The 21,718-nt window shown below is 57.2% G+C and carries 19 protein-coding genes; 9 read left to right on the plus strand and 10 right to left on the minus strand.

Going from position 1 to position 21,718, the window contains the following annotated elements; genetic code table 11:
- From hslU to AAC076_RS07965, 5 genes are all read right to left on the minus strand, one after another.
- Positions 1–1,341 carry an ATP-dependent protease ATPase subunit HslU gene (gene hslU / locus AAC076_RS07945; protein ID WP_339844183.1) on the minus strand — a complete coding sequence of 447 codons (1,341 nt, stop codon included), beginning with the start codon at positions 1,339–1,341 and terminating at the stop codon, positions 1–3.
- A gap of 19 nt (positions 1,342–1,360) precedes the next feature.
- Positions 1,361–1,891, minus strand: coding sequence for an ATP-dependent protease subunit HslV (hslV, locus tag AAC076_RS07950; RefSeq protein ID WP_150276671.1), 531 nt, complete (start codon positions 1,889–1,891; stop codon positions 1,361–1,363).
- Positions 1,892–2,034: 143 nt separating this feature from the next.
- A complete protein-coding gene (locus tag AAC076_RS07955) occupies positions 2,035–2,625 on the minus strand; it encodes an SPOR domain-containing protein (protein WP_339844186.1) in 591 nt (196 codons plus the stop codon).
- Positions 2,626–2,630: 5 nt separating this feature from the next.
- A complete protein-coding gene (gene argS, locus AAC076_RS07960) occupies positions 2,631–4,376 on the minus strand; it encodes an arginine--tRNA ligase (protein WP_339844189.1) in 1,746 nt (581 codons plus the stop codon).
- A gap of 103 nt (positions 4,377–4,479) precedes the next feature.
- The gene (locus AAC076_RS07965; RefSeq protein ID WP_339844190.1) at positions 4,480–6,696 is read right to left on the minus strand and encodes a primosomal protein N'; all 2,217 of its coding nucleotides are present in this window, start codon (positions 6,694–6,696) and stop codon (positions 4,480–4,482) included.
- Positions 6,697–6,891: 195 nt separating this feature from the next.
- On the opposite strand from AAC076_RS07965, the gene rpmE reads away from it, so the two are divergent.
- The 4 genes from rpmE (at position 6,892) to AAC076_RS07985 (ending at position 10,740) form a co-directional block, all read left to right on the plus strand.
- Entirely contained in the window at positions 6,892–7,104 is a 213-nt protein-coding gene (rpmE, locus tag AAC076_RS07970) for a 50S ribosomal protein L31 (protein ID WP_339844192.1), read from the plus strand.
- A gap of 7 nt (positions 7,105–7,111) precedes the next feature.
- Positions 7,112–7,939, plus strand: a complete 828-nt coding sequence (locus AAC076_RS07975) for a thermonuclease family protein (RefSeq protein ID WP_339844194.1) — start codon at positions 7,112–7,114, stop codon at positions 7,937–7,939.
- Entirely contained in the window at positions 7,939–9,381 is a 1,443-nt protein-coding gene (locus tag AAC076_RS07980) for a M48 family metalloprotease (RefSeq protein WP_339844195.1), read from the plus strand. The genes AAC076_RS07975 and AAC076_RS07980 overlap by 1 nt, the downstream gene beginning before the upstream one ends.
- A gap of 96 nt (positions 9,382–9,477) precedes the next feature.
- Positions 9,478–10,740, plus strand: coding sequence for a malic enzyme-like NAD(P)-binding protein (locus AAC076_RS07985; RefSeq protein WP_339844198.1), 1,263 nt, complete (start codon positions 9,478–9,480; stop codon positions 10,738–10,740).
- Between the two features lie 44 nt (positions 10,741–10,784).
- On the opposite strand, the gene AAC076_RS07990 is transcribed toward AAC076_RS07985, so the two are convergent.
- From AAC076_RS07990 to fmdA, 5 genes are all read right to left on the minus strand, one after another.
- Positions 10,785–11,852 (minus strand): AAA family ATPase, encoded by a 1,068-nt coding sequence (locus tag AAC076_RS07990; RefSeq protein WP_339844201.1) that lies wholly within the window; start codon positions 11,850–11,852, stop codon positions 10,785–10,787.
- A 21-nt stretch (positions 11,853–11,873) separates the two neighbouring features.
- Positions 11,874–12,920, minus strand: a complete 1,047-nt coding sequence (locus AAC076_RS07995) for an aliphatic amidase (RefSeq protein WP_339844204.1) — start codon at positions 12,918–12,920, stop codon at positions 11,874–11,876.
- A gap of 33 nt (positions 12,921–12,953) precedes the next feature.
- A complete protein-coding gene (locus tag AAC076_RS08000) occupies positions 12,954–14,585 on the minus strand; it encodes a sigma 54-interacting transcriptional regulator (protein WP_339844235.1) in 1,632 nt (543 codons plus the stop codon).
- Between the two features lie 89 nt (positions 14,586–14,674).
- Positions 14,675–15,004 (minus strand): zinc ribbon domain-containing protein, encoded by a 330-nt coding sequence (locus tag AAC076_RS08005; RefSeq protein ID WP_150276680.1) that lies wholly within the window; start codon positions 15,002–15,004, stop codon positions 14,675–14,677.
- Positions 15,005–15,075: 71 nt separating this feature from the next.
- Positions 15,076–16,305, minus strand: coding sequence for a formamidase (fmdA, locus tag AAC076_RS08010; RefSeq protein WP_339844207.1), 1,230 nt, complete (start codon positions 16,303–16,305; stop codon positions 15,076–15,078).
- A gap of 439 nt (positions 16,306–16,744) precedes the next feature.
- On the opposite strand from fmdA, the gene urtA reads away from it, so the two are divergent.
- The 5 genes from urtA to urtE all read left to right on the plus strand — a co-directional run bounded on the left by urtA (position 16,745) and on the right by urtE (position 21,595).
- Positions 16,745–17,989, plus strand: coding sequence for an urea ABC transporter substrate-binding protein (urtA, locus tag AAC076_RS08015; protein ID WP_339844210.1), 1,245 nt, complete (start codon positions 16,745–16,747; stop codon positions 17,987–17,989).
- A gap of 75 nt (positions 17,990–18,064) precedes the next feature.
- Positions 18,065–18,988, plus strand: coding sequence for an urea ABC transporter permease subunit UrtB (gene urtB, locus AAC076_RS08020; RefSeq protein ID WP_339844213.1), 924 nt, complete (start codon positions 18,065–18,067; stop codon positions 18,986–18,988).
- Positions 18,989–19,015: 27 nt separating this feature from the next.
- Positions 19,016–20,152 (plus strand): urea ABC transporter permease subunit UrtC, encoded by a 1,137-nt coding sequence (gene urtC / locus AAC076_RS08025; protein WP_339844216.1) that lies wholly within the window; start codon positions 19,016–19,018, stop codon positions 20,150–20,152.
- On the plus strand, positions 20,149–20,889 hold the full coding sequence (gene urtD / locus AAC076_RS08030; protein WP_339844219.1) for an urea ABC transporter ATP-binding protein UrtD: 741 nt from the start codon (positions 20,149–20,151) through the stop codon (positions 20,887–20,889). The genes urtC and urtD overlap by 4 nt, the downstream gene beginning before the upstream one ends.
- A gap of 16 nt (positions 20,890–20,905) precedes the next feature.
- Positions 20,906–21,595 (plus strand): urea ABC transporter ATP-binding subunit UrtE, encoded by a 690-nt coding sequence (gene urtE, locus AAC076_RS08035; protein WP_339844222.1) that lies wholly within the window; start codon positions 20,906–20,908, stop codon positions 21,593–21,595.
- Positions 21,596–21,718 lie beyond the last annotated feature (123 nt).

Here is a 21,718-nt window from a genome sequence, read left to right on the forward strand (position 1 = left end):
CTAGAGAATATAACGCGACAGGTCCTCGTTGACTGCCAGCTCACCCAGATGCTCATCTACGTAGGCCGCATCGATCACCATGGCTGCGCCGTCCTGGCTGGAAGCGAGGTCGCCGGCGCTGAAGGATATCTCTTCCAGCAATCGCTCGAGTACGGTGTGCAGGCGACGTGCGCCGATGTTTTCGGTTTTTTCGTTCACTTGCCATGCAATTTCTGCAAGCCGACTTATCGCGTCATCGGCAAATTCGATGGTCAGACCTTCGGTATTCATCAGCGCGCGATATTGTTCGGTCAGTGATGCGTCCGGTTCGGTCAGGATGCGCTCGAAGTCGCCCGGTGTCAGGGACTTGAGCTCTACCCGGATGGGGAGGCGACCCTGTAGCTCGGGGATCAGGTCCGATGGTTTGGTCAGGTGAAACGCGCCCGACGCGATAAACAGAATATGGTCGGTCTTGACCATGCCGAACTTGGTATTCACCGTGCAGCCTTCAATGAGTGGCAGCAGGTCACGCTGAACGCCTTCGCGTGAGACATCGGCACCGCTGCCGCTGTCCGCGCGCTTGCTGACTTTGTCGATCTCGTCGAGGAAGACAATGCCGTTCTGCTCGACCGCTTCGATGGCCTTGGATTTCAACTCGTCCTCATTGACCAGTTGAGCTGCTTCTTCGTCGCGAATCAGCTTGAACGCGTCCTTGACGGTCAGCTTGCGTGATTTGCGCTTGTCCTTGCCAAAGCTGGAGAACATGTTCTGCAGCTGGCTGGTCATCTCTTCCATGCCCGGCGGAGTCATGATTTCCACGCCGACCGGTGTGTCGGCTACCTCAATATCGATTTCCTTGTCATCCAGCTGACCTTCGCGCAGGCGCTTGCGGAAAAGCTGGCGCGTGCTGTTGTCTTCCCGTACCGGCTGGTCATTTGCGCCTTGGCGAGCAGGCGGCAGAAGCGCGTCGAGAATGCGTTCTTCGGCAGCATCTTCGGCACGATGTCCAACCTTGGCAATCTCCTGCACACGGAGCATCTTCAATGCCGCATCGACCAGGTCACGAATTATTGATTCGACGTCGCGGCCAACATAACCGACCTCGGTAAACTTGGTGGCTTCAACCTTGATGAAGGGTGCCTGCGCCAGTTTGGCCAGACGCCGGGCGATTTCTGTCTTGCCGACCCCGGTCGGGCCAATCATCAGGATGTTTTTGGGGGTCACTTCGTTACGCAGGGCATCGGGTAACTGCTGACGCCTCCAGCGGTTGCGCAGGGCGATGGCTACAGCGCGCTTGGCGTCCTGCTGGCCGATGATATGGCGGTCCAGTTCATGGACAATCTCGCGTGGGGTCATGGACATGCTTGTGATTCCGGCCGCCTCAGGTATTGGCGTCCAGCTCCTCGATTGTCTGGTTATGGTTGGTATAGATGCAGATTTCACCCGCTATGTTCAAACTTGATTCGACGATTTCGCGGGCCGACAACTCGGTATGACGCAGCAGTGCGGTGGCGGCAGACTGTGCAAAGGGGCCGCCGGAGCCGATGGCGATCAGGCCCTCTTCGGGCTCAATCACATCGCCATTACCGGTGATGATCAGGGAAGCATCCTTGTTGGCTACCGCTAGAAGCGCTTCGAGTCTGCGCAATGCGCGGTCTGTGCGCCAATCTTTCGCCAATTCCACGGCAGCGCGCACCAGGTTGCCCTGGTGCTTTTCCAATTGGGCCTCAAAGCGCTCGAACAGGGTAAAAGCATCGGCAGTACCGCCGGCAAAGCCAGCGATGACCTGATCCTTGTACAACCGGCGTACTTTACGGGCGTTGCCCTTCATGACGGTATTGCCCAGGGAAACCTGGCCATCACCGCCGATCACGACCTTGCCGTGTCGACGAACTGAAACGATTGTAGTCACGCGCAACTCCTGGTTGGCTGGTCTGAATGAACCTGCAGGGCACGGCTCAACGTACCCCTTTCAACCTATCTTGGGGCACCCATGACTATTTCAAGCTGCAATTGGGGTTCTGAGCGTTGGAACAGCCCTGAACAGGGCTGTTATCAGGGCTTGGCGTCGCGTTGCTGTAACAGCAGGTTATCGAACCCGTTTCCGGTGAGGACCTGCTGTGCCTGGCTCAGCTTGGTGCGGTCGGTATAGGGGCCGACCTGCACGCGGTACCAGACGTCACCACTATCGAGCCGTGCGTCTTCAAGCCGGACATCGAGTCCAAGGAGCAGTATCTGAGCGCGAACCCGATCGGCCTCAGCCTGCTTGCGAAAGGAGCCAGCCTGCAGGAAAAAACGCGTACCGGTATCGACCGCTGTCTCGGATTTGCTCTGGGTGGTGTCTTCGGTTGCGGGAGGCTCTGGTGTTACGCCGCCCTGAGGCACTATGACCTCGGATTCGGGTAACAACGTATAAAAGTCATAACGTGGCTCCTCGCTCGCCTTGCTGCTCTGGCTTGGTGGTGGCGTGGGTGGCGTCTTGTCACGTTTGACGGTTTCGCGACCGGGCTCGAGCTGGAGCAAAAAGGCCACGAACAGACCGATGGCCAGTCCGCTGACGAGCCATAGCCAGCCTGGAACCGGGCGTCGAGGTGCGGGCTGCTGGCGGCTTGCGCCGCGTCTGGGGGCTTTGCGTGCTTTGGCCATACTACTTACATGCGCTCCAGGGTATCGATGCCGAGCAGGTTCAGTCCCTGCTGCAAGGTCCGGCCGGTCAGGGCTGCCAGCCGCAGGCGGCTGTCGCGGTGGGCGGGCTCCTCGGCAGCCAGAATCGGACACTGCTCGTAGAAGCTGGAGAACCGGCCGGCCAGTTCATAGAGATAGTGACAGAGTACATGAGGCGTACCCTCCCGAGCGACATAATCCAATGTCTGGGCGAACTGCGACAGGTGCGCTCCGAGTTCGACCTCGGCCGGTTCTACGAGTTGCATGGCGCCCAGATCGTCGACTTGCTCCATGCTGCGTTCAACTTTGCGAAATACGCTGGCAACGCGGGTATAGGCGTACATCAGGTACGGGGCAGTATTACCCTCAAAGCTGAGCATTTGCTCGAAGTTGAAGTTGTAGTCGCTGCTGCGGTGCTTGGAAAGGTCGGCGTATTTTACCGCGCCGATGCCTACGGCATGGCCAATCTGGCGTAGTTCGCTTTCGGCCAGCTCCGGATTCTTCTGCGCAACCAGCTGATGTGCCCTCTGCTCGGCTTCGTCGAGCAGATCCGTGAGCTTGATGGTGCCGCCGGAGCGGGTCTTGAAGGGTCTGCCGTCGGGCCCGTTCATGGTGCCAAAGCCCATGTGTTCGAGCTGCATGCTGTCCGGTACGAAGCCAGCCAGGCGGGCAACTGCAAAAACCTGCTGAAAATGCAGTGCCTGGCGTTGATCGACAAAATACAGCACACGATCAGCGCCGAGCTGGGTATGACGGAAACGCATGGCGGCCAGGTCGGACGTTGCGTACAGGTAGCCACCGCCAGCCTTCTGAATAATCACCGGTAGAGGGTTGCCCTCGGCATTTTTGAACTGCTCGAGAAATACACACTGGGCGCCCTGGCTTTCGGTCAGCAGGCCCGTTATACGCAGTTGCTCCACCACGCTGGCGAGTTGGTCGTTATAGGCGCTCTCGCCCCGCACATCGGTGGTGTTCAGACTGACGCCGAGACGCTCATATACCGCCTGACAGTGCCCCAGCGAGATACGGTTGAACTTCTCCCAAAGGGCCAGGCACTGAGGGTCGCCAGCCTGGAGCTGAACCACCCGCTCGCGGGCTCGATCGGCGAATTCGGGGCTCTCATCAAAGCGCTGCTTGGCCTGACGATAGAAGTTTTCCAGGTCAGCCAGCTCTGCCTCGGCGTCCACACTGTGCTCTTCCAGGTAGGCCAGTAGCATGCCGAACTGGGTACCCCAGTCGCCCACGTGGTTCTGGCGTACTACCTCATGGCCAAGGTATTCAAGTACCCGGGTTACAGCATCGCCGATGATGGTCGAGCGCAGGTGGCCGACGTGCATTTCCTTTGCCAGATTCGGTGAGGAGTAATCCACTACGACGCGCTGCGCGGGATGAGCAGCCGGTACGCCGAGGCGCTCATGCTGCAGGGCTTCATCCAGGCGGGCGGCAAGCCATTGCTTGCTCTGAAAGATATTGATGAAGCCGGGGCCAGCGATGCCCACGTCGGCTACGGCCTCGTGCTCGGGCATGGCCGCGACGATCTTTTCGGCCAGATCCCTGGGCTTCATCTTTGCCGGTTTGGCCAGGGTCATGGCCAGATTGCTGGCAAAGTCGCCATGTGCCTTGTCTCGCGCTATCTCGACCTGGATCGAAGGGATCACGTCGGCGGGCAGTACGCCTTCATCCTGAAGGCGATTGACGGCGCTGGCGAGCAACTGACTGATAAGGTTCTTCATATGCGATCGGGTATCCGGCGTCTGCCTGTGGAAAGCCGGCCATTATCCGCGTTCGACCGGGGATTGCCAAATCTGTGTTGGTCAGCCAGGCCCTGAGCCAGTCCTAGAACATGTCCAGCGGATCGACATCAATCGACCAGCGAACTTTACGGCCCAGACTATGACTCTCCAGCAGTATCAGCCAGTGATGTAACAATTGATGCAAGGCGGAACGATGGGGCGCCTGGACCAACAACTGTGCCCGGTACCGACCGGCGCGCCTTTCCATGGGTGATGCGACCGGGCCGAGCAGGTCGACCTTGTCCAGGGCCAGATCGACGCACAGTTGCTCGGCCAGTTCACAGGCCGATTCCAGGAACTCATTGGCGATGGCCGCATTATTGGCTTCGGCGCGCAGCAGGGCGATAAAGCTGCAGGGCGGTAAGCCGGCTTTCTCACGGCTGTCCAGCTCGTGCTGGGCAATGGTGGCATAGCCATGCTCGGTCAGGTCGATCAGCAACTGATGCTCGGCCATGTGGGTCTGAATCAATACCTGGCCGGGCTTCTCCGCACGCCCGGCGCGCCCCGCGACCTGGGTAATCATCTGGGCCATGCGCTCGGGGCCTCGGAAGTCCGAGGAAAACAGGCCGCCATCGGCATCCAGGATCGCGACCAGTGTGACGTCCGGAAAGTGGTGACCCTTGGCCAGCATCTGCGTGCCGACGAGCAGACAGGGCTGACCGGTCTGGATGCGCGCCAGCATGTCCTGCATGGCTTTCTTGCGGGCCATGCTTTCCCGATCAATGCGCAGTACCGGGAAGTCGGGGAAGCAGGTGGTCAGATGCTCTTCGGTACGCTCCGTGCCGGCGCCCAGGGAACGCAGTTCGGTGCTTTCGCACTTTGGGCATTGGCGGTCGATTGCACGCTGGCTGTCGCAGTGGTGACAATGCAGTCGCGCGGGTGATTGATGCACGGTCATACGTGCATCGCAGCGGGTACATTCAGCCATCCAGCCACAGTCGTGGCACATCAGCGTAGGCGCGAAACCACGACGATTGATGAAGACCAGCACCTGATTGCCCTTGCTCAGATGCTCACCAATGGCTTCGATCATCGGGCGGCACAGCCCAGCCTCCAGCTTGCGGCTACGGATATCGATGCACTGGAAACTGGGTGGTTTTGCATTGCCGGCGCGCTCGGTGAGGAGCAGGTGCTGGTAGCGTCCGCGCCTGACGTTAAACAGGCTTTCCAGTGAAGGCGTGGCAGATCCGAGAATGATCGGGGTCTTCTCCAGGTGCGCGCGATAAACCGCCAGATCACGAGCGTTGTAACGCAGCCCCTCCTGTTGTTTGAAAGACAGGTCGTGCTCCTCGTCGACAATGATCAGACCCGGTCTTGCGAGGGGCGTGAAAATTGCCGAGCGGGTGCCGATCACGATACCGGCCTCTCCGTCACGGGCTGCGACCCAGGCATCCAGCCTCTCGCGGTCGTTGAGACCTGAGTGCAGGATTACTACAGGCACACTGAAACGTCGCTGAAAACGTTCCAGGGTCTGTGGTGTGAGACCGATTTCGGGAATCAGCACCAGTACCTGGCGGCCTTCACCCAGGCAATGTTCTATGGCCTGCAGGTAAATCTCTGTCTTGCCGCTGCCGGTAACGCCGTCGAGAAGCCATGCGGTAAACCCTGATTGTGCTTTTATGGCGTCGAGCGCTGCGGCCTGCTGAGCGTTAGGGGACAGCCGCGATTCGCGCAGTAGGGGCAGTGGCTCGTTGGTGTGATGGTGCGACTGACTGATACGTTGAACCAGGCCCTTTTTCTCCAGCGCCTCCAGGGTGTCGCGACTCAGCCCCCACTGCGCGGTCAACGCGTGGGAGAGGCCATGGGGGTGCTTGGCCAGTATCTGAACGGCTTGTTTCTGTTTTGCGGCGCGGCTGATCGCCGGATGCTCGGGGTAGGCCCCGGAGAGCAATTGCCAGAGGCGATCCTGGCGTGCGATGGCAGGCTCGCCCTGGCGCAAGAGTGTCGGCAAGGCACAGCTCAAGGTGTCGCCCAGGCCATGCTGGTAGTAACTCGCGGTCCAGCAGCATAGTTGCCAGAGCGTTTCGGGTAGTAACGGCTCGAGATCGATCAGTTCTGCTGCACGCTTGAGGCGAGCGGGTGGTACTTCTGATGCGTCGCTCAGGGAGGCAATGACCCCCACCATCTGGCGCTGCCCGAAGGGCACGCGAACTCTCTGACCCGGACACAGGTCTTCGGGCCGCACCCCGCTGGGCGCGCGATAATCGAAGAGTCGTCGCAGTGGCGAGGGCAGCGCGACCTGCAGTATGGGTCCGGACACATTCGCTCCTTGGTTAGCCCGGCATGTTAGCATTGCCGGGTCATTCGCATGAGACTTGCGTTGGTGCCCGTTTCTGGTATTATCGCCGGCCTATTTTAAGGTCTCTGCGTATTGGCGCCGGAACCAGCAGTCAACCACAGTGCGGTGCCAGATCAGGTCGATCGGGTGGCGGCACAACCTACCGAGGAAATATCCATGAAAGCTGATTTGCATCCTACTTACCAGGAAATCGAAGCTACCTGCAGCTGCGGTAACGTGATCAAGACCCGTTCCACACTGAAAAGCGGTATTCACCTGGACGTCTGCTCCGAGTGCCATCCCTTCTACACCGGCAAGCAGAAGATCCTCGACACCGGCGGCCGGATCGAGCGCTTCAAGCAGCGTTTCGGCGCCGTTAGCTCCAAGTAACATCACCATGCCTGGCCGCTCGAAAGTGCTGGCTACACGGCAAGTGAACAAAAAGGCGCTCCTCTGGAGCGCCTTTTTTGTTGCCTGGCTGTTAGCCCCCGCCCTGCAGGCAGAGCCTTGCGCACCGATTGGCAGAGGAAGCGAGGTAAGCAGCCGCTTTGTTATAGATGGCGATACCCTCGAGCTGACTGATGGCCGTCGTGTGCGCCTGCTTGGCATCGATACCCCCGAGATCGGGCGACGGGGCGAGCCGTCCGAGCCCTTTGCCCAGGCCGCCAAAAAACGCCTTCAGCAGCTGGTCGGGGGGCGCGGATTGCGAATGTATTTGGGGGAGGAGCCGCGTGATCGTTACGGTCGAACTCTCGCCCATCTGCATACTGCAGATGGCAGCAATATAGAAGCGCAGTTGCTGGAGGAGGGTCTGGGCTTTGCACTGGTGGTTCCGCCCAATGACGCAATGGCCGATTGTCATGGATTGGCTGAGCGCAGAGCACGCCTGGAGAAGCTCGGGGTCTGGAGTCGCTCACCGATCACTCGCGCCTCAGCAGTGAAGGAGGGTGGCTTCACCATTGTCAGCGGACGGGTCAAATCGGTTTCCGAGGGCGGGGGCCATCTGTGGTTGGATCTGGATGGCCCCATTACGCTGCGCATTGGCCGGGACGAACGCAAGGCCTTTGCTGGTTCTCTCAAGGAGGGGGCTCCCCGCAGCTGGGTGGGACGTCAGGTTGAAGCCCGTGGCTGGATAGTCGACCGCCAGCGCAAGGGAAAATCGCCAACTGGCTTTAAAAGGTTCATGCTGCCCATACGCCATCCTTTTATGTTGGAGATTGACTGATGCGTTCGGTGTTCCTCAGTGTTTTGGCTTTTGCCTGTTTGGTTGTTCAGGGCTGCGCGGTCAATCCGGTCACCGGCAAGCAGGACTTTGTGATGATGTCCGAAAGCCAGGAGCTGGCGATGGGTCGTCAGGCCAATGCGCAAATCAGTCAGCAGATGCCGATGGTGGATAATCCTGCCCTGCAGGCCTATGTGCAGAAAATAGGTGAAGAGCTGGCGCGCAATAGCCATCGAAGCAATATCGAGTACCGTTTCCAGGTAGTAGATTCCGCCGACATCAACGCGTTCGCCTTGCCCGGCGGGTTTGTCTATATGAACCGCGGGCTGATGGCCTACATGAACTCCGAAGCTGAGTTGGGGGCGGTGCTAGGACACGAAATCGGTCACGTAACGGCCCGCCACGGTGTACGTCAACAGAGCATGGCCATGGGTTCAAATCTGCTTGGCCAATTAGTCACCATCGGTACCGGTATTCCTGCCGCGGGCGATCTCAGTAATATGCTGGGCAGCGCAATGGTCTCGGGCTACGGTCGGGACATGGAGCTTGAAGCTGACGGCCTGGGGGCCGAATATCTGGCTCGGTCAGGCTATCGACCGGACGCCGTGCTGGAGGTTATCGGGGTGCTCAAGGATCAGGACACCTTTGCCAGGCAGCAGGCCGAAGCGCTCGGTAAGAAGGTTGAAGGTTATCATGGGCTCTTTGCCAGTCACCCAACCCATGACCAGCGGTTGCAACAGGTGGTTGAGCAGGCGCGGGCCTTGACTACCGGCGCAAGCCAGCGCGTAGGCCGCGATGATTACCTCAAGGCAATCGAGGGGATGGTCTACGGTGATAGCGCGGCCCAGGGTGTTATACGTGACCAGCGGTTCTATCACGTACCTTTGAATATGCGACTTGATTATCCATCGGGCTGGACCATTATTAATCGTCCTGACGTTGTGCTTGGGCATACTCCCGACGAGAGCGCTTTTATTGCAATGACGCTTGAAACGGTAACCGCCGGATCAGACGTGCGCGAGCTCCTTCGCCAGCGGGCCGGGGGTAAGGCACGGCTCACTCAGGAACAGATGTTTTCGGGTTCAGGTTACAAGGGTGTCATGGCTATTCTGCCCGGCCAGAATCCCCGTCGGGTGGGTGCGATCCTGCGCAATGATCAGTTGTTTCTGTTTATCGGCGCGGTCCGCGGGCAGACTCGATTGGAAACCCACGATAGCGGGTTCGTCAGCGTCATTCGCAGCTTTGCGGGCTTGAGTGCATCGGACCGCAAAAAAGCCGCCCCTTTGCACATCCGGCTGGTCCGGGCGGGCAAAGGCGATACCTATGCGAGACTGGCACGCAACAGCCCTTTGGGAGATGACGCACAGGCGCGTCTGCGCCTGCTTAATGGTCATTGGCCTGACGGTGAGCCCGAGGCTGGTCAATGGCTCAAAGTTGTAAAATAATGTCCTTGACATTGATCCTGTGAATGATCTTGTTCGCGCAGGTCCTTTTCTGTATTCTCGTCGACCCGCATAAGCAACTTGACCGGAATATTGAACATGTCTGATTTGAGAACCGATGCACTCGACTATCATGCCAACCCACGTCCGGGCAAGCTGAGCGTCGAGCTGACAAAGCCTACCGCCACAGCCCGTGACCTCGCGCTTGCCTACAGCCCGGGTGTTGCAGAGCCGGTACGCGAAATCGCCAAGGACCCTCTCAATGCCTTCAAATACACCGGCAAGGGTAACCTGGTAGCTGTTATCTCCGATGGCACGGCCATCCTCGGCCTGGGTAATCTGGGACCGCTGGCCAGCAAGCCAGTAATGGAAGGCAAGGGCGTTTTGTTCAAGCGTTTCGCCGGTATCGACGTGTTCGATATCGAAGTCGAATCCGAAAGCCCTCAGGCTTTCATCGACACCGTACGCCGTATCTCCTGCACCTTTGGCGGTATCAATCTTGAGGATATCAAGGCGCCAGAGTGCTTTGAGATTGAGCGTGCGCTTGTTGAGCAGTGCAACATCCCGGTCTTCCATGATGACCAGCACGGCACCGCTATTGTGACCGCTGCAGCGATGATCAACGCGCTGGAGTTGGCCGACAAGAAGCTGGAAGATGCCAAGATTGTTTGCCTGGGCGCCGGCGCTGCGGCTATCGCGTGCATGAAGCTCCTGGTCAGCATGGGCTGCCGGGTCGAGAACATCTACATGCTCGACCGCAAGGGTGTGATCCACTCTGGCCGTGATGACCTGAACGAGTACAAGGCCATCTTCGCTACCGAGACTGAAAAGCGTACCCTGGCTGACGCCATGAAAGGCGCCGATGTGTTCGTTGGCCTGTCCGGTCCGAACCTGCTCAAGCCGGCCGAGTTGAAGCTGATGGCTGAAAACCCCATCGTCTTCGCCTGTTCCAACCCTGATCCGGAAATCGACCCCGAACTGGCCCACGCTTCACGTCCCGACGTGATCATGGCTACCGGTCGCTCTGATTATCCTAACCAGGTAAACAACGTACTGGGCTTCCCCTTCATCTTCCGTGGTGCTCTGGACGTACGCGCTACATGCATCAATGAAGAGATGAAGATTGCTGCCGTACATGCGATCCGCAAGCTGGCCAAAGAGCCTGTGCCTGAGTACGTTTCTGCTGCCTACGGCGGGATCGCACTCGAGTTCGGTCGTGAGTACATCATTCCCAAGCCGATGGATGTGCGCCTGATCGAGGAAGTGCCTGCTGCTGTTGCCCAGGCCGCTATCGATTCGGGTGTTGCCACTCTGCCTTATCCGGCTCACTACCCGCTCAAGTCGGTAGAAGACTGCAAGTAACGAGTCTGGATACGAAAAAACCCGCTTAGGCGGGTTTTTTTGTGTCATGCGGAAGCTGCAGGCGCCTCGAGGGTCAGTACGACCGCGTCTTGCCGCGGGGTCAGATCTGCAATCAGCAGGCAGCCTGCTGGTCGATCAAGGCTTTGTAGCAGCGCATTAGCGACTTCCGGTTCCAACGATTGACGGAAACAACGTGCCATGGCGCGTGCTCCATAGCGTCGGTCGAAGCCTCGTTCGCCCAACCAGTTCTTCAGTGCAGGCTTGGCGACAAGTTGTACCTGGTGTCGGGCGAGTCGATTGTTCAGTCGCTCTAGTGCAAGCTCCACCAGCACAAGCACCTGATCATCATCCAGACGTTGATATATCAGCTGCTGGTCAATCCGATTGAGAAACTCAGGGGCGAAGGCCTTTTCCAGGGCCAGCCTGTGCTGCTTTTGCTCCTGGCGAGTCCGCCAGGCTTCTGGTAGCCAGCGACGCCAGCCCCTTTGCTGGCGCTGCTGCCAGCTCCAGATTGCTTGTGCGCCAACATTACTGGTCATGAAAATCAGACTGTTGCGGAAATTCAAAGTGGTGGTGCCGGAGCTGAGTCGCAATTCACCGTTGTCAAAAATGTTCATCAATGCGCGGGTCACAGGTTCGCTGGCTTTTTCCAGCTCGTCGAACAGCACGATGCCCGGCTTGCCAAAACTGCCCTCAATCGCCTCGCGGTCAAACAGCGTATTGCCTTCCTTGCTGCCGACATAACCAGGCGGTGCGCCAGTCAGTGATGCGGCGTAATGTTCCTGGGCCAGAGTATTCATATCAATCCGGCACAACGCATCAGCTCTGCCATGAATGGCCTCTGCAAGCAGCCGCACTGTTTCGGTCTTGCCCACACCAGTTGGCCCCATGAGCAGCATGACGGCCAGCGGCTTGCGTGGATCGCCCAGCTCAGCTTTGATCAGGGCCAGGCTTGCAGCTATCGCATCCAGGGCAGCATCCTGCCCTGTAATGCGTGAGCGTAGTTGCTGCATGACGGTGTCAAGATTGAACTGGAATCGCGACTGACGCACGGAGGGCGTGGTGCCCCCCGTGCGCTGGTTGTGCTCAAGCACCTCATTGATAAAGGGCATTACCGGCTCCCCTCGTCAATATCATGCTCCGGCTTCCTTGTCCTTGCCGGGATGCGGCAGCTCACCTACGGGGCAGTCCTTGACGCCTATGGTACTGCGAGTCATTTTCTCCACATCGTCGCGGGCCTTCTCTGCGTCCAGAACCCAGGTGCGATAGAAGTCGAACGGGCAGTCAGCGACACCGCGGTCGCCGTCCCCGGAGTTGTACATCCCGGTATAGCCCCGGTGCAGTAGCTTGAACAGATGATTCTGTGACTGGTCATTGGCACGCGCATCGCGGATCTGCGATACCGAGAGCTGGGCGTACTGGATACCCATATCCTCTTCGCCACATTCGCCCAGCGTACGACCGTCGAAGCCGATAATCGCCGAGTGGCCGAAATAGGAGTACACCCCGTCAAAGCCGCTGGCGTTGGCTACCGCCACATAGCAGTTGTTGGCCCAGGCCATGGACTTGGACATCATCACCTGTTGTTCCTTGGCCGGGTACATATAGCCCTGACAACGGACGATCAGCTCGGCGCCTTTCATCGCACAGTCTCGCCAGATTTCCGGATAATTGCCGTCGTCGCAGATGATCAGGCTGATTTTCATGCCCTTGGGGCCTTCCGATACATAGGTCCGGTCACCGGGATACCAGCCTTCGATCGGACACCAGGGAATACACTTGCGGTATTTCTGGACGATCTCGCCCTGATCATTGATCAGTACCAATGTGTTATAGGGCGCTTTATGCGGGTGTTCCTCGTGCCGCTCGCCTGTCAGGGAGAATATCCCCCAGGTTTTAGCCTGCTTGCAGGCTTCACTGAAAATGCGTGTTTCGTCTCCTGGAATAGTCGCCGCGGTGGCCATCATTTCGTCGTTGTCGTACATGATCCCCATGGTGCTGTATTCGGGGAATACCACCAGATCCATACCCGGCAGGCCTTTTTTCATGCCGACGACCATATCCGCGATGTTGCGTGCGTTGGCCAGCACCTCTTCGCGAGTATGCAGCCTGGGCATCTTGTAATTGACGACCGCGACGCCCACGGTATCGGGACTGCTTGAAATATCTCCATGACGCATTGGTTAATCCTCCGCTTGCTTGGTTTGGGACGGTCAGTTGAGGTCTATGCCCAGCTTGCTGACGCGATAGCGCAGTTGTCTGAGTGTCAGGTTGAGTCGTCTGGCGGCCTCAGATTGGTTGTTGTTGGTGTCCACCAGGGTGGCGCGGATCTGCGCGGCTTCATCCTGGTTAACCCAGTTATAGGAGCGTCCGTAAGGCCGTTGGCCGGGCCCGCTTGGTTGATATGCAGGTGTTTCCGGTACACCGGGAAGGCTCGGCTTCTCGGTGATAGCGTGTTCGGGAAGGTTGATAGCGCTTTCCGATGAAAGACTGTGTTTGAGCTTTGCGCCGCTGAGAGAATCCTGGTCGCTGGTCAGGGCTGTGCGCTCGAGAACGTTCTGCAGCTGGCGGATGTTGCCTGGCCAGTCAAAACGTTCAAGCACCTCGAATGCATCCGCTTCAAGGCTCCAGTTGCGCTCGTAGTGGTGATTGAGCTCGTTGAGAAAATGCAGTGCCAACTGTCGGATGTCTTCCTGGCGTTCGCGCAGGGGAGGTAGTTGCACGGGTACGACATGCAGTCGATAGAACAGATCCAGGCGGAACCGCCCCTGATTGACCGACTCCTGTAGATTGACGTGTGTCGCAGTTATCACTCTAAAGTCCACTGAAACAGCACTGTCGCTGCCGACAGGGTCCACCTTTTTTTCCTGTAGTACACGCAGCAGCTTGGCTTGCAGAGCCAGGGGCATGTCACCTATTTCGTCCAGAAACAGAGTGCCACCGTCTGCCTGGACAATCTTGCCCTGCTTGTTCTGGGAGGCTCCGGTAAAGGCGCCTTTGGCATGGCCAAACAGCTCGGATTCGAGCAGGTCCGCGGGTATGGCGGCGCAATTGATGCAGATGAAAGGTTTCTCGCGCCGGTCGCTTTGCTGGTGCGTCATCCGGGCGAACTTTTCCTTGCCGGTGCCGGACTCGCCGAGCAGCATCACCGGCGCATCGCTGCGGGCAACCTGAATGGTGGAGCGCACGGCATCCATGAGTGCTGGACTGGTGCCCAGAATTCCGTGGGCCAGGCTCTGCTTGAGCATCGCTTCAATCGCGATGCTGTGACGTAGATGCTGGTTTTCCTTTACCAGGTGCGCTGTCTGATCCACCACAAACTGATGGATGCGCAATACCTGGCCGACCATGGAGGCAGCGATACGCATCAAGCTTATGTCACCATCAAAGGGCCTTTCATGCAGACCCTCGCGCTGTACCGAGAGCACACCGATCGGCCTGCCTGATTCCAGGATAGGCACAGCGATAAAAGTCATGCGTCCGCCGGTATGGTTCGACAGTTCCGCCATCCGATAAATGAACAGCGGCTCTTTGTTAACGTCAGGTACCAGGCCAATAGAGCCAGTGCGCATGACGTAGCCGGTCACACCCTGATTGATATTCAGGGTAAAGCGGCCGGCCTTGAGATCTTCTGGCGATAATCCGTAGGAATAGCGCACTTCAATGGTGTTGTTAGACGCTACAGGCAGACTGACTCTGCCGCAGTTGAGGCCATATAGCTGCGAAAGCAGCCGTAGAATCCCCTGTATGGTGCGCGGGGCATCCAGTGGCTTTTCCAACAGCTTGGCCATTTCCAGAATCACGACCAGTTCACGCTTCATCTGCTGGGATATCCCATCGGACATGGTTGTCACGGAATGCAGGCTCCTTGGGTAGGGGATGAACTGGCCCCCCGTGGCCTGCGTCTTGGGCGTGCACCGGCTAGGTTGCTAGCTCAGTGACTGATCATCCACGGACGTCGCGGACCACTTTGTTGCTTCAGGGGCGGTGGCTGCCCTTCAGCGCGTGGCTGATGGGTGCATTTACCTGAACTGCAACAACTGTGCCCGTGTCCATGGCTGACCTTTGGTTGATGGGCGCTACGTTCATTGGTTTCATGGGCGGTGCGTTGTTGACGACTGAGTACCTGCAGACGTGGCGCGCTGATCAGGCGCTGCATGGTCTGCCCGCAGGCAGGGCAGTCGCGGGGCAGGTTGCGTTCTGCGCTGGGTAGCAAGGCTTCAAAAGCCCCGCATTGGGGACAGTCGAAATCGTATAGGGGCATGGTGTGCTCTCTAACTGTGCGCTCTAGGGTGTGGTCGTCGCACCAAAATGAAGCGCGACGACCTGTCCGGATCACTTATTCCATTTGGACGTTGGTACTTCCGGGCTATTGACCGAGATCGTCGGGCCGTCTGCGTTCGGCATGATGTCGAAGTCGAATATCTCGGTGGGAATCCACAGAGTGGCGCATACGTTGGGAACATCGACGATGCCGCTGATGTGTCCCTGCACCGGCGCGGTACCAAGTAATGAGTAGGCCTGGGCACCACTGAAACCGAATTTCTTCATGTATTCGATGGCGTTCAGGCAGGCCTGACGGTAAGCCACATGGGCATCCAGGTAATGCTGCTTGCCATTCTCATCGACAGAAATGCCCTCGAAGATCAGGTGCTTCTTGTAGCTGGGGGCCATGTCGCTGGGCTGGAATATGGGGTTCTTCACGCCGTACTTTTTGACCCCATCCTTGATCAGGTTGACCCGGATGTGGATCCAGCCGGCCATTTCAATGGCGCCGCAGAAAGTGATCTCGCCGTCACCCTGGGAAAAGTGCAGGTCGCCCATCGACAGCCCGCCGCCCTTGACGTAGACCGGGAAGAACACCCGTGAGCCTTTGGTCAGGTCCTTGATGTCGCAGTTGCCGCCGTGTTCGCGGGGTGGCACGGTGCGGGCGCCTTCATTGGCAATCTTTGCTGCTACGTCACCGGTGGCTCGTCCGGTATGGGCGGTCGGCGCGTAGGGCGGGTTTGCCAGTCCGGGTACACGATCAGGGTCGGTATCGATCAGTGCCTGTTCGCGCTTGTTCCACTCATCGAGCAGCTCCTGCGAAGGCAGGCAGCCAATCAGGCCTGGGTGCATCAAACCAATGAATTCCACGCCGGGAATATGCCGAGACTTGGTGTAGATGCCGTTGAAGTCCCAAATGGTCTTGCGGGCTTCCGGGAAGTGTTCGGTCAGGAAGCCGCCGCCGTTCTCCTTGGCAAATACGCCGTTGAAACCCCACATCTGGTCGGCGAAGGCACCCAGGTCGAGAATATCCACAACCATCAGGTCACCGGGTTCCGCACCTTCTACTGCTACCGGGCCACTTAGGTAGTGCACCTTGCTCAGGTCCACATCGCGCACGTCATCAGCACTGTCGTCGTTGGCGATCTGTCCGCCGGTCCAGTCCATGCACTCGATGATGAAGTCATCGCCAGGCTTGACCGTCGCTACCATCGGCACATCGGGGTGCCAACGGTTATGAATGATGTCGTGTTCCTTGGGGCTCTTGCTCAGATCGATTTTGATCAATGTCTCAGCCATGACTGTGAATCCTCTATGTGGGTGATAGCAATCGCGGCCAGATCCTGGCCAGTCATGATCCCAGAGCAGATGACGTGCCAGCTTTGTCATTAAAAGGAAAAGTCGTTTGTAATCATAAAGATAGAAATCAATAGTCAATTAATGTCAGATCTTGATGATTCGATGTCATGACAATGTCACCGCTTGAATGTGGACATTGTCATGACAATGTCAGATTGCGCCATCTGGGAGACGGCTATGTCAGACCGTGTGCTTTGCTCAGCCATATCCAGGTGGTGCACGCAGGTCATTGATATTTGGCGGTTTAAACGTATTGGCTGATATTTTTATCAAGGATTTCGGAATGCTGGCACAAGGGTTGCTCAGGGTGTGTTGACAGGTAGACAAACCGTTAAACGGATTTGCTTGCCGGTTTTACCCACATCTAGGAGATCCACCCATGCAAGATTCGATACGCAAGATGCCCGCCTGGAAGCGCCATGTGCTGGCGTTGGCGCTGGGCACCGGCTTGGGCGTGACCGGCGTTGCCAATGCAGCCGATTACCCGACCGATAAGGTTAATACCACAGGCCTCGCGGTTACCGATGACACAGTTCAGGTCGGTATCCTGCATTCCATTACCGGCACCATGGCTATCAGTGAAACAGGTTCGGTAGAAGCTGAAATACTCGCCATTGAGCAGATCAACGCGATGGGCGGTGTACTCGGCCGTCAGATCGAGATTATTCAGGAAGACGGCGCCAGTGATTGGCCCACCTTTGCCGAGAAGTCACGCAAGCTTCTTACCCAGGACAAGGTTGCTGCCGTGTTTGGCTGCTGGACCTCGGCCTCACGCAAGGCGGTTCTGCCAGTCTTCGAAAAGGAAAACGGGATGCTTTATTACCCGACTTTCTACGAAGGGCTTGAGCAGTCCAAGAACGTTATCTACACAGGCCAGGAAGCAACTCAACAGATCCTCGCCGGCCTGGACTGGATAGCCGAAGAGAAAAGTGCCAAGACGTTCTACCTGGTTGGTTCTGACTATATCTGGCCACGTACTTCCAACAAGATTGCCCGCAAGCACATTGAGAATGTCCTGGGTGGCACGGTTGTTGGCGAAGAGTACTACCCGCTGGGCAATACCAACTTCGGTTCGCTGATCAACAAGATCCGTCTGAAAAAGCCTGACGTGGTGTATTCAAGCATTGTCGGTGGCTCCAACGTTGCCTGGTGGAAGCAGTTGAATGCCGCAGGTATTACGGCTGATCGCCAAACCATCATGACCATTTCCGTTACCGAGGACGAAGTGCTGGGTATTGGCGGTGAGAACATGAAGGGTTTCTATTCCTCCATGAAGTACTTCCAGTCCCTGGAAAACGACAACAACTCCGAGTTCGTCAAGGCGTTCAAGGCTCGCTGGGGTGAAGACAGCGTCATCGGTGACGTGACTCAGGCAGCTTATCTCGGCCCCTGGTTGTGGAAAGCAGCAGTTGAAAAGGCTGGAAGCTTTGATGTCGACAATGTCAGTGCCGCCTCTCCGGGCATCGAACTGACTACTGCGCCTGAAGGCTACGTCAAGATTCATGCAAACAATCACCTCTGGAGCAAGCTGCGCGTTGGTCAGTGGCAGGAAGACGGCCAGGCCAAGGTAGTTTACGAGTCAGACCTGATCGAGCCTAACCCCTTCCCCGAAGGTTATCAGTAAGCCCCTGGCTTAAGCGTAGATCAACACCGGTGCGGTCATTGTTGACCGCATCGTACTGAGTCAAGGAGAACGATCATGGGCGGTTATTCCTCGCAGGAACTCACGGCCATCTTTGTCATGCAGGGGTTCAGTGGGCTCAGCCTGTTCTGCGTATTCCTGTTGATGGCATTGGGGCTGGCGATCATCTTTGGACAGATGGGCGTCATCAACATGGCCCACGGCGAGTTTCTCACCCTGGGCGCCTACATTACCTGGATGGTATCCGTTCTCGGCACCGAGATATGGCCGTGGATGGCGCATATCTATTTCCCGATAGCGATACTTGCAGCATTCACCGGGACGTTTATTCTCGGTTATTTTGTCGAACGATTAATGATCAGGCGCCTTTACAAGCGCCCCCTGGATACCTTGCTGGCGACCTGGGGGTTGGGTCTCATCATGCAGCAGGCCTTCCGCTCCGGCTTTGGCCCGCGCGAAGTCAGCGTCAATCTGCCCCCGTGGCTAATGGGATCGTGGAGACCAACAGACATCATCGATATTCCGGTCAACGGGATGTTCGTGATGGTCATTACCTTTTTCATCACCCTTGGCGTAGCACTGCTGCTGTACAAGTCGCGCTGGGGAATAAAAGTTCGAGCGACTACCCAGAATCGGCCTATGGCCAATGCGGCAGGGATCAACACGCAACGGGTTGATCGATTCACCTTCGCCCTGGGTTGCGGTATTGCCGGTGTCGCCGGAGCTGCCTTTACAACCATCGCCTCCACAGGTCCTACCACGGGTTCGCTGTATATCGTGGATACCTTCCTGGTCGTGGTTTTTGGTGGCGCAGCCAGCATTCTCGGCACCGTGGTATCGGCGTTCGGTATTGCCCAGGCGCAGTCGATAATGGAGTTTTTCCTTAGCGGTTCCATGGCCAAGGTGATCACCCTTACGGTGGTAGTCGGCATTCTGATGGTTCGTCCCCAGGGACTCTTTGCAAGCAAGGTGCGCCGTTGATCGGCGTTCCTGCTGGAGGTTATTGATATGGATAGATGGATAGCGGCTTTCGGGGGGCGGCAACGACTGTTGCAATTGCTGGCGCTGTCAGTCCTGCTTCTGGTTATCCTGCCACTGACGCTGGATATATTCAGACTCAACCTGTTGGGCAAGTACCTGACCTACGCGTTCGTCGCTGTCGGTCTGGTGCTCTGTTGGGGATATGGGGGCATTCTCAGTTTGGGCCAGGGGGTCTTCTTTGGCGTTGGTGGTTATTGCATGGCGATGTTCTTGAAGTTGGAATCGTCTGCTCCGGAATTCACCTCGATTCAGAGTACCCCGGGCATTCCTGACTTCATGGACTGGAACCAGATCACCGAACTGCCAATGATGTGGGTACCGTTTCACAGTCTTACGCTGACCATCATCCTTATGCTGACGGTGCCAGCTCTGATTGCCTTCTTCATTGGCTTTGCCATGTTCAAGCGCCGGGTAGGCGGGGTGTATTTCGCAATCATTACGCAGGCCATTGCCTCCATCGCGACCATTCTTATCGTCGGGCAGCAGGGTTATACCGGTGGTATCAATGGTATTACCGACCTGAGAACACTGTTGGGCTGGGATATTCGTTCCGATAGCGCACGCTATATTCTGTACTTTGTTTGCTGCGTCGCGCTGATCATTTGTCTGTTGATCGGTCAGTTCGTGTTGGAGAGTCGCTTTGGCAAACTGTTGATAGCCATGCGCGATCAGGAAGACCGCGTGCGCTTTTCGGGATACGACGTTGCCAACATCAAGATCTTTGTCTTCGCCCTGGCAGCGGTATTTTCGGCCATCGGCGGTGCGATGTTTGCCTTGCAAGTGGGCTTCATGTCGCCTTCCTTTGTGGGCACAGTGGCATCAATCGAAATGGTCATCTTCTGCGCCGTGGGCGGCAGGCTGTCGCTGATTGGTGCCGTGTATGGAGCACTGCTGGTCAACCTGGCCAAGACAATGCTCTCAGAAACCTTTCCGCAACTCTGGATCGTTTTCATGGGTGCGTTGTTCATCGGCGTAGTTCTGCTGTTCCCCCAGGGTCTGGCCGGTATCTACAACGACTACATAAAGCCACCCCTCTCGGGGCTATTGGGTCGCTCTCGCAAAAAGGAAAGTGAGCCGGACGCTGGTCAGGAGGCACAATCATGAGTTCACCGATATTGCTTGCGATTGAAGATTTGACTGTCTCCTTTGATGGGTTCAAGGCGGTTGATGGGCTCAATCTTTATGTGGAGCGCAACGAGGTGCGAGTAGTCATCGGGCCTAACGGTGCGGGCAAGACAACCTTGCTGGATCTGATCTGCGGCAAGACGCGCGCTTCCTCAGGTTCAATCATGTTCAAGAACACCGAACTGACCAAGCTTGCAGAGAATCAGATCGTCAAGGCGGGTGTGGGTAGAAAGTTCCAGACGCCTTCGATCTACGAGAATCTCACCGTGCGCGAGAATCTGCAGCTGTCCTACCCTGGCGGGCGCACTGTATTTGGCAGTCTGTTCTTCAAGACAACCGAGCATGTCACCCAGAGAGTCAGTGAAGTGGCTGCTGATATTTTCCTCGAAGAGCGGCTGGACGTCAGTGCTGGTCTATTGAGTCATGGTCAGAAGCAATGGCTGGAAATCGGGATGCTGCTTATTCAGGATCCTGAGTTGCTGATGCTGGATGAGCCCGTGGCAGGCATGAGTGTCCCGGAGCGTGAAGCGACAGCTGATCTGCTACGGCGTATCAGCGCCAATCGTTCAGTGATCGTGATTGAGCACGATATGGATTTCGTTAAGGACATCGCCAACAAGGTCACCGTATTGCACCAGGGCAAGCTGCTCGCCGAGGGCAAGATGGACGATGTTCAGAAAAACGAAAAAGTTATCGAGGTCTACCTGGGCCATTAAATAGAAGGAATCGGACATGCTGGCTGTTCGCGATTTGTACGTAAGTTACGGAATGAGCGAGGTCATCCATGGTATTTCGCTGGATGTCGGAGCCAATGAAACCGTAGCAGTCATGGGGCGCAACGGGATGGGCAAGACCACGTTGTTTAAATCCCTTATCGGGATGCAGCCCAGTAGCAGTGGAAGCATCACCTTTAACGGCAAGGAGTTGAGTAAGGCGCAGTCCTACCAACGTGTAGCCAACGGTATTGCCTACGTACCACAGGGCCGTATGGTTTTTCCTACCCTCACGGTGGAGGAAAATATCATGGCGGGTCTTGAGGCGTCAGGGCGCAAGAAAGTGCCGGGCGACATCTACGAGCTTTTTCCGGTGCTACTGGAGATGCGTCGCCGCAAGGCGGGTAACTTGTCTGGGGGGCAGCAGCAACAGTTGGCCATCGGTCGCGCGTTGGCTGCGGACCCGAAGATCCTTTTGCTTGATGAGCCTACCGAGGGTATTCAGCCATCAATCATCAAGCAGCTGGCCAGCACGCTCAACGATATCAAGCATGCGCGCAAGATCAGTATTGTGGTTTCCGAGCAGGTCCTGAGCTTTGCACTGGCAGTAGCTGACCGGATGCTGGTAATCGACAAGGGCAACATCGTACATGAGGCAAGTGGTAGCGAGATTGATCGCGAACACATCAGCCGTTACCTCTCCGTGTGACCAATGTGGTCGTACCCTCCGCCCGTGAAGACGGGCGGAGGGTTTTTTTATGCCTCGCAAACGCAAAGAAGCCTTGACGGCAAAATCCCAGCCCCTATAATGCGCGTCTGCCCAGTCAGGGCG

Origin of the sequence: uncultured Halopseudomonas sp., from assembly GCF_963977355.1 — a bacterium.
Classification (GTDB): Bacteria; Pseudomonadota; Gammaproteobacteria; order Pseudomonadales; family Pseudomonadaceae; genus Halopseudomonas.

What these genes read in the sequence shown, in the direction of transcription:
- hslU (WP_339844183.1), bottom strand. Translation starts at nt 1,341, where the DNA reads ATGTCCATGACCCCACGCGAGATTGTCCATGAACTGGACCGCCATATC.
- AAC076_RS07955 (WP_339844186.1), bottom strand. Translation starts at nt 2,625, where the DNA reads ATGGCCAAAGCACGCAAAGCCCCCAGACGCGGCGCAAGCCGCCAGCAG.
- argS (WP_339844189.1), bottom strand. Translation starts at nt 4,376, where the DNA reads ATGAAGAACCTTATCAGTCAGTTGCTCGCCAGCGCCGTCAATCGCCTT.
- rpmE (WP_339844192.1), top strand. Translation starts at nt 6,892, where the DNA reads ATGAAAGCTGATTTGCATCCTACTTACCAGGAAATCGAAGCTACCTGC.
- AAC076_RS07975 (WP_339844194.1), top strand. Translation starts at nt 7,112, where the DNA reads ATGCCTGGCCGCTCGAAAGTGCTGGCTACACGGCAAGTGAACAAAAAG.
- AAC076_RS07980 (WP_339844195.1), top strand. Translation starts at nt 7,939, where the DNA reads ATGCGTTCGGTGTTCCTCAGTGTTTTGGCTTTTGCCTGTTTGGTTGTT.
- AAC076_RS07985 (WP_339844198.1), top strand. Translation starts at nt 9,478, where the DNA reads ATGTCTGATTTGAGAACCGATGCACTCGACTATCATGCCAACCCACGT.
- AAC076_RS07990 (WP_339844201.1), bottom strand. Translation starts at nt 11,852, where the DNA reads ATGCCCTTTATCAATGAGGTGCTTGAGCACAACCAGCGCACGGGGGGC.
- AAC076_RS07995 (WP_339844204.1), bottom strand. Translation starts at nt 12,920, where the DNA reads ATGCGTCATGGAGATATTTCAAGCAGTCCCGATACCGTGGGCGTCGCG.
- AAC076_RS08000 (WP_339844235.1), bottom strand. Translation starts at nt 14,585, where the DNA reads ATGTCCGATGGGATATCCCAGCAGATGAAGCGTGAACTGGTCGTGATT.
- AAC076_RS08005 (WP_150276680.1), bottom strand. Translation starts at nt 15,004, where the DNA reads ATGCCCCTATACGATTTCGACTGTCCCCAATGCGGGGCTTTTGAAGCC.
- fmdA (WP_339844207.1), bottom strand. Translation starts at nt 16,305, where the DNA reads ATGGCTGAGACATTGATCAAAATCGATCTGAGCAAGAGCCCCAAGGAA.
- urtA (WP_339844210.1), top strand. Translation starts at nt 16,745, where the DNA reads ATGCAAGATTCGATACGCAAGATGCCCGCCTGGAAGCGCCATGTGCTG.
- urtB (WP_339844213.1), top strand. Translation starts at nt 18,065, where the DNA reads ATGGGCGGTTATTCCTCGCAGGAACTCACGGCCATCTTTGTCATGCAG.
- urtC (WP_339844216.1), top strand. Translation starts at nt 19,016, where the DNA reads ATGGATAGATGGATAGCGGCTTTCGGGGGGCGGCAACGACTGTTGCAA.
- urtD (WP_339844219.1), top strand. Translation starts at nt 20,149, where the DNA reads ATGAGTTCACCGATATTGCTTGCGATTGAAGATTTGACTGTCTCCTTT.
- urtE (WP_339844222.1), top strand. Translation starts at nt 20,906, where the DNA reads ATGCTGGCTGTTCGCGATTTGTACGTAAGTTACGGAATGAGCGAGGTC.